The following is a 6,664-nucleotide window of genomic DNA, read 5'->3' as shown; positions in this document are numbered from 1 at the left end:
CCGGTGTCTGCCGAACCTGCCAACGCCCGCTTCCCAGAAGAAGATCCACAAACCGCACCCCACAAACCACCCCGACTTAACGAAGTACTACTAGAGGCGCCCCGGCATAGGTGCGGATGCCGATGGCGTCGACCACGGGGTTGCCCGCGAACCTCGGGTGCGCGTACACATCCGGGAGTACGAGCGGCAGCTCCCGCTTCACGACTTCGGGACACCAGCCGTGATCCAGGGCCATGCCGCGGCCGACGTCCGGGAGGCCGCTACCGCGGTCGGCGTGCAGTCCGACGAAGTGCTGTTCGTCGCCGAAGGCGTTGACCATCGCGTACGGGACGTCGGCGTCGGCGGCGAGGCGCGCGGCGAAGGCGTCGAGTTCGTCATCCGGCCCGGTCAGCGCGAGGATTCGGAGCAGGTCGGCGCGGCCTGGGAGCGCGGCGGCGGGCGTGGAGTGGACGTCGTAGAAGGAAGGCGGGACGGTCATATGAGCGCTCCGGGCGGGGTTTTGAGGGTGGTGATGGCGTGGCGGACGAGGGTGATCACGACGTTGAGAGCGGAGGAGCGGTCGCGGGCGTCGCAGCTGAGTACGGGTACGACCGCCGGGAGCCCCAGGGCGCGGCGGACCTCATCGGGTTCGTAGCGGTAGGAGCCGTCGAATTCGTTGACGGCGACGGCGAACGGGATGCCGCGCCGCTCGAAGAATCCGACCGCGGGGAAGCAGTCCTCCAGGCGGCGGGTGTCGGCGAGGACGACGGCGCCGACGGCTCCCTGGGAGAGGTCGGTCCAGGTGAACCAGAAGCGCTCCTGGCCGGGGGTGCCGAACAGGAACAGGACCATGGGCCGGGGATGGCGGAAGGTGATGCGGCCGAAGTCCATCGCCACGGTCGTGGTGGTTTTCCGGCCGATGCCCTCCAGGTCGTCGGTGGCCGCACCGACAGCGGTCAGAACCTCCTCTGTGGCGAGGGGTTCGATCTCGCTGAGGGCCGCGACCAGGGTGGTCTTGCCGACACCGAAGCCGCCCGCGATCACGATCTTCAGCTCTGCAGCGGGCTGCCCGTCGTCGTCCGGGGGCGGGCCGTCAGAGCGCTTGTAGGCCGACAAGAACCGCCTCCAGAAGGTCGGTGTCGCGGGTGGGCGGTGTAGGGGTCGGCCTGGCCGCCGTGGTCAGTACGCCGGCGTCGATCAGGTCGCTGATCAGGACTCTGGCGACCTGGACGGGCTGGTCGAGGAGCGCCGCGAGTTCGGCGACGGAGCGGGGCTCGCCGCTGCACAGCAGCAGCAGGGTCTCGCCCTCCGGGCTGAGGTCGACGGGTCCGGTGGCGGGTCGGGCACACAGGCGTGTGGTCAGGGACAGCCGGGCGGTCGAGCGGGTACGGCCCCGGTGATGGCGTAGGGCCGCAGCTCGCGCAGGGCTTGACCGGGCCAGGACCCGAGGGGGGACGTCACGTCACAGCCCCTGCCGGAGCTGGGTGCCCGCGACGATGCGCGCCTGCGTGACCAGGTGTTCGTCCAGGCTGCGGATCAGAGCCGACATCTCGTAGCCGACCGCTCCCGCGTCCGTGTCCGGTGTGGCCAGGACTCCCAGGGACGTGCCGAGCCGGTCCGGGGCGGTGTCGTTGCCGACGGTGCCGGCGCTCATCACGAACAGGGTTCCGGCGTCGTGCTCGATCAGGATCTGCCGAACCCCGCCGGGCCCGGCGACCGCGCCCCTGCTCAGGGAGTACAGGCCCGAGATGAGGGCCGCCATCGTGTCCGCTTCCTCGGCGGTCGCAGCGGCGGAGGCGAGCTTGAGTCCGTCGCCTGTGGCGAGAAGGACCCGGACGACGCCGGGTACGCGGGAGACGAAGCCGTCCAGCAGTCCGTCGAGGCTGCTGCGCCCGCCGTCGGGCTGGGAGGTGCCGCTCATGGTGAACTCTCCTGGTCGTGGTGGGGGGTGGGGGCAGCGGGGCGTACGCGTGGATCCGGCGACCCCGGTGCGTGCTGCCCGCGGGAGAGGAATCGGGCCGCCAGCCCCGGGGTGGGCGCGCCGTACGACGCGGGGGACGCGGGCCCGGTCCCAGCGGGCGGTGGCGCGGACCCGCTGTTCGTGTGGCTCCGCAGCGGCAGCGGAGGCCGGGCGTCGCCCGCACCGCGGCCGGGGAGAGCCTTTCGACGGGCGCGGGCCGTGCGCAGGGGAAGACCAGTGGAGACCGGGACCGCCTCGGCCCGGCGCGGTCCGACCGTTCCCGGTACGGGTTCGCGGGTGGCGGGGCGCGGTGCCCCCGGCTCCGGCGCGCACAGCAGGACGGTGGGCAGGATCACGGTCGCTGCGGTTCCGCCGCCCGCTCTGTGGCGGAGCCGGATGGGGATCTTGTGCCGTGCGGCGAGGCGGGCGGCGACCAGCAGGCCGATCCGCCCATCCACCAGGCGCTGCCGCGTGTCGGCTGTCTCCGGCGCGGCCAGCAGGCGGTTCAGTCCGGTGATCTTCTCCGGGGAGATACCCAGTCCGCGATCGTCCACTTCTATCGCCAGTCCGGCGTCCGTGAACGAGGTCCGCACCTGCACCTGCGTTTCGGGTGCCGAGTAGCGAGTGGCGTTGTCCAGGAGGTCGGCCAGCAGATGCACCACGGCGGGAGTGGCGTAGCCGGGCAGGGCGACCTGTTCCCGTACGGTCCGCACCACGCGTACCCGCTGGTAGGCGCGGATCTCCTGGACCGCCCGGCGCAGCACTGTGGTGACCAGGACGGGCTCGGCTTCGCGCGGCGGTGTGCTGCCGCCCAGCACGGCCAGGCTCTCCACCGCTCGCCGGATCTGGATCACGAGGTGGTCGATCGCGAACAGCTCGTGCAGCAGGTCGAGGTCCTCCACCGCGCGTTCGACGGTATCGATCACCGTGAGGGTCTGGGTGACGGCGGCCATGAGCCGTGGCGCGATGGACCGGACGATGTCGGCCAGCTCCCGCTCGCCGTCCAGAAACCGGGTCTGGAACTCGGCCGCATCAACGACCGCCTGTCTCGCTTCCCGGTGTACGTGGGCGAGTGCCGCATCGAGGTCGCGGCCCAGGTCCCCGGTCGGCGCGGGTAAGCGCAGGCGAGGGGCTTGGGGAATGTGAACGGGCCGGACCTGCTCCAGCGCGTGGGCGATTCCTGTCCGGCCATGCTCGATTCGGCGCGCGATCCGGCCCAGTGCCTCCAGCGCCTGGTCCCGCTCGGCGCGTACGGCGTCCACGAGCGCAGCCTCAGCCGCGCGGGCCACACGTTCCCGCCGGGCTGCCCACAGCACAATCCCCGCTGCCGTCACGCCGGCACCCGCGGCGGCAACGGGCGTGGGGACCAGGTTCATACCGTCTGCGAGCCAGCCAGCCACCACCGCGCCCATAGCGGCGGATACGGCGGCTCTCCCCCGTTCTTGCAGCGGGGTGAGGACAGCGCCGACCGCATCCGCACGGCGGTCCCGCCGGTGACGACCGAGCGGGGACGACGAAAGAGTGTCAGGCATCGGCGTCCTCGCAGAGACGGGACCGGGCCATCGAGGAGCGGGCCGACCGTATCCGTGAACGGACCACGCTCAGGCTGTGGTGCAGGGCCGCGGGCGTGGCGGTCGAGGCCGGCGCGCCCGGCGCGTACATCCAGAATCGTCCCGAGCACCGCGATGACGCCCGGTGCGGCTCGTGCTCGCTCTCGCACGACCACTGGCCGAGCGGCTGGCAGACCGAGTGCGGCGCCTGCCAGATGGCGGCCGTGCCCGCCTCGACCGGGATGAGCAGCACCCGGTGATCCGGGCAGCACAGGATCGGACCGACGTGCTCGCCCTGATCGCGCAGGTCGTCGACCGCGGCCATGCCGATCCCGGCGCTGGTCCGCACCACATCGAAAACACCTGGCAGGCCTGCCGGACGGGGCTGCTCGCCCAAGCTCAGCAGCCATGGCTGACGGCTCGCTTGAAGGGTCATCAGGACTCCGGTTTTGTCCATTGGGAAGAAGAAGGTCAGGATGGTTCGGCAGCGTGCGCCTGGATCAGTGGGGTGGGCTGCCGGAGCCCGTCACGGGCATCGGGCCCGGCTCCGACAGCGGTCCGTCCGCGGCCCGGGGACATCAGCGCGCCTGCTCCGCTGGTACGCCGAGCCTGGGCCAATCCCTGCACGAGAGCGCCCGCTTCCGGCAGGCGTACCGTCGCCCGGGAATCCGTCACGGACCACGGCGGGGTGTCCCACCGCCGCCCCGCCGACGGCGGCACCACCAGCCACGAGTCGATTCCCGACACGACGTCCACACCGTCGATCCGCTCGGCCAGGACCACTCCCGTACCGGGCGCGACCAGGAACGTCACCGTGCCGGGGCCCAGGATGCTCGGCACCGGGACAGGATCCAGCTGCAGCAGGGCCGATCGGCCCACCGAGTACGGGACGGTCACCGCGTCGAACCCGCCGCACGAGACGCGTAACTCGGCCCCGGCAGCGCGCTCCAGGACCCGCGCAGCCGCCTCGGCCGTGAGTTCACCGCCTTCGGCGATGGTGAGCCGCCAGCCCAGCAGGCACGTGTAGGCGCGGACTGTCCCCACCACATCACCGGTGGTGGGCGGCCAGGCGGGGGCTCGGCGAACGGTCACGTCATGTCCTCCTCGGCAGGACTCAGCGAGCCGCCGCCCGACAGACCGGCACGACTGCTGAAAAGGGGTTCGACGGCGACTGCGGTCGCCGATATGCGCATCAGGGTGGGCCGGCCGCCGTGGGGGGCGCTGTCACACGGCGGCCGGGAGCACGGTCTCCTCCGGCATTCGCTCCTCCGCGCACAGGTTCGTCGAGGAGGAGAGGGCCAGAGCCCACGGGACGGTCGCGCTTCCCGGATCGGGGGATCGGCCCCGGCTCACGCGACCGCCTGGCCTATCGAGGCGGTGCGGCCCGCGCTGGGGCCGCCTTGGGACCGGGTGAGTCAACAGCCGGACTCCCAGGCGGGGTCTCGTCTCCCACCAGCCGGGCGCGTATGGCCCCGGTCCGCCTGGGGCGCCGCATTCCTCCAGGGCACCGGCTCTGAGAACGGAAGGGGCAGGTGACGCCGCGGAGTGGTGGGCGCGTTCCTATGAGGGTGGACTCCAGCCTCGTCGAGGCAGCCCTCACGGCACCGATCGAAGGGCCGCGCTGGTGGGCCGCACGACCACCTCTTCGTTCCTCGCTCATGACGCCATCAAATCGCCCTCACAAGCCTCCTCCCAGGGGAAACAGGAGGGGGAAATCCCGTCAAGGGGGAAACATAGGGGGGAAGCAGCGGCCATGATGGTCCCAAGCAGACGTGGACGGGGGTCACACTCATGCCGGAAGCCACCTTCGGCCAGTTGTTACGCCGGCTTCGCACCAAAGCGAGACGCACTCAGGAAGAACAAGCAGAGGCGGTGAACGCCGTTTCCGGCCGGGACACCCTCACTCGGCGGGAGATCAGCCGCTACGAGAACAACGAGAACATCCCGACGAACCACACCGTCGCGCAGATCGCGATCGCCTGCGGGGTACCGCCCGAACAACTCCAGAAGCACGCATCCGCCGCCCGCGCCCGGCGCAAGAACGGGGAATGCCTGGAGGGACGGGAGAACGACGAGGCGGAGAAGGACGTCTCCACCGACACCGCCGCAACCACAGACCCTCCGGAGCTGGAGGAAGCCCGCCGTGATCCGCACGACGCGGTGGCGCGCGCGGCCAGGGACTCCCTGCGATTCTCCGACTTCATCACGCCCAGCAACGTCGACGAAGACACCTTCTCGTACCTGTCCGAAACCCTCGCCTGTATCGCGACGGAGTACGTGCACGCACCGGTCCGCCCTCTGTTCGCCGACCTGGTCGACGTACGCGACAAGGTGTTCGGCCTGCTCCAGGGGAGGCAGAAGCCTCAGCAGGCACGGCAGCTGTACTTCCTCGCGGGCACGAGTTGTCTGCTGCTGGCCCACGCCTCGCAGAACCTCGGCGACCGTAGATCAGCCATGGCGCAGATCCGCACCGCCGGCGCCTGTGCACAGCAGGCCGATCACCAAGGACTTCGGGCATGGATCGGGGGCACTGCGGCCTTGATCGCGGAGTGGTCTCCCGGCCACCGTCGAGCTCTGCGGCACGTCGACGAGGCCGCGCCACTGGCTTCGGCGGGTGAATCCAGAATCCGGATCATCGCCATCGAGGCCCGAACGGCTGCTCGCGTTGGTGATCGTCAGCGGGCCACAGCGGCACTCGCCCGTCTGCGAGATGCTCAAGAGGAGACTCCCGAAGCCGACGGGCTCGGCGATCTCGGTGGAATCCTCACCTTCCCCGCAGCCAAGCAGGACTACTACATCGGATCGACGTACGCATTGCTCGGCCTGCATGCCGAGGCCGAGCGGTACGCGACCCGTGCCATCGCACGGTACGTCAACGGTCCTCGCGAGGAACGGTCGTACGGTGACGAAGCACTGGCCAGTATCGACGTCATCACCGCTCGGCTCGCGCGGGGAGACGTCGAAACAGCCGGAGAACTCTTGCGGCACGTCCTCTCGCTCGCCCCGGACCAGCGCATCCAGCAGCTCGGCGGAGCACTGAGCCGCGTCACGGAAGCCCTGGACCAGCCGCACTTGCGGTCAAACCCCGCAGCGCGGGAGCTGACCGACCTGGCCCGGGGCTTCCGCGTCCTCGAATGCGGCACCGCGCTACCGTCACTCCAGTGACCCCCAAACC

The 6,664-nt window shown here is 70.7% G+C and carries 8 protein-coding genes; 1 reads left to right on the top strand and 7 read right to left on the bottom strand.

The genetic code is table 11. The features are described 5' to 3' along the window. Positions 1-76: 76 nt before the first annotated feature. The 7 genes from ACWEFL_RS22960 to ACWEFL_RS22930 form a co-directional block, all read right to left on the bottom strand. Positions 77-478 carry a GAF domain-containing protein gene (locus ACWEFL_RS22960; protein WP_451715637.1) on the bottom strand — a complete coding sequence of 134 codons (402 nt, stop codon included), beginning with the start codon at positions 476-478 and terminating at the stop codon, positions 77-79. After that, positions 475-1,095 (bottom strand): GTP-binding protein, encoded by a 621-nt coding sequence (locus tag ACWEFL_RS22955; protein WP_451715635.1) that lies wholly within the window; start codon positions 1,093-1,095, stop codon positions 475-477. The genes ACWEFL_RS22960 and ACWEFL_RS22955 overlap by 4 nt, the downstream gene beginning before the upstream one ends. Then, positions 1,073-1,330: a DUF742 domain-containing protein gene (locus tag ACWEFL_RS22950; RefSeq protein WP_451715656.1), complete on the bottom strand. Its 258-nt coding sequence runs from the start codon at positions 1,328-1,330 to the stop codon at positions 1,073-1,075. The genes ACWEFL_RS22955 and ACWEFL_RS22950 overlap by 23 nt, the downstream gene beginning before the upstream one ends. Before the next feature lie 111 nt (positions 1,331-1,441). After that, positions 1,442-1,900 carry a roadblock/LC7 domain-containing protein gene (locus ACWEFL_RS22945; protein ID WP_451715633.1) on the bottom strand — a complete coding sequence of 153 codons (459 nt, stop codon included), beginning with the start codon at positions 1,898-1,900 and terminating at the stop codon, positions 1,442-1,444. Continuing rightward, entirely contained in the window at positions 1,897-3,201 is a 1,305-nt protein-coding gene (locus ACWEFL_RS22940) for an ATP-binding protein (RefSeq protein WP_451715630.1), read from the bottom strand. The genes ACWEFL_RS22945 and ACWEFL_RS22940 overlap by 4 nt, the downstream gene beginning before the upstream one ends. A gap of 262 nt (positions 3,202-3,463) precedes the next feature. After that, a complete protein-coding gene (locus ACWEFL_RS22935; RefSeq protein WP_451715628.1) occupies positions 3,464-3,841 on the bottom strand; it encodes a hypothetical protein in 378 nt (125 codons plus the stop codon). Positions 3,842-3,960: 119 nt separating this feature from the next. Beyond that, the gene (locus ACWEFL_RS22930; RefSeq protein WP_451715626.1) at positions 3,961-4,581 is read right to left on the bottom strand and encodes a hypothetical protein; all 621 of its coding nucleotides are present in this window, start codon (positions 4,579-4,581) and stop codon (positions 3,961-3,963) included. Between the two features lie 699 nt (positions 4,582-5,280). Between ACWEFL_RS22930 and ACWEFL_RS22925 the strand changes: the two genes are divergently transcribed. Then, on the top strand, positions 5,281-6,654 hold the full coding sequence (locus ACWEFL_RS22925) for a helix-turn-helix domain-containing protein (RefSeq protein ID WP_451715624.1): 1,374 nt from the start codon (positions 5,281-5,283) through the stop codon (positions 6,652-6,654). Positions 6,655-6,664: the final 10 nt, after the last annotated feature.

Source organism: Streptomyces sp. NPDC004838, from assembly GCF_053600955.1.
This window is presented reverse-complemented; position numbering and strand designations above follow the sequence as displayed.

Bases quoted from the DNA above. Each gene is read 5' to 3' on its own strand.
- ACWEFL_RS22925 (WP_451715624.1), top strand. From the start codon at position 5,281: ATGCCGGAAGCCACCTTCGGCCAGTTGTTACGCCGGCTTCGCACCAAA.
- ACWEFL_RS22945 (WP_451715633.1), bottom strand. From the start codon at position 1,900: ATGAGCGGCACCTCCCAGCCCGACGGCGGGCGCAGCAGCCTCGACGGA.
- ACWEFL_RS22960 (WP_451715637.1), bottom strand. From the start codon at position 478: ATGACCGTCCCGCCTTCCTTCTACGACGTCCACTCCACGCCCGCCGCC.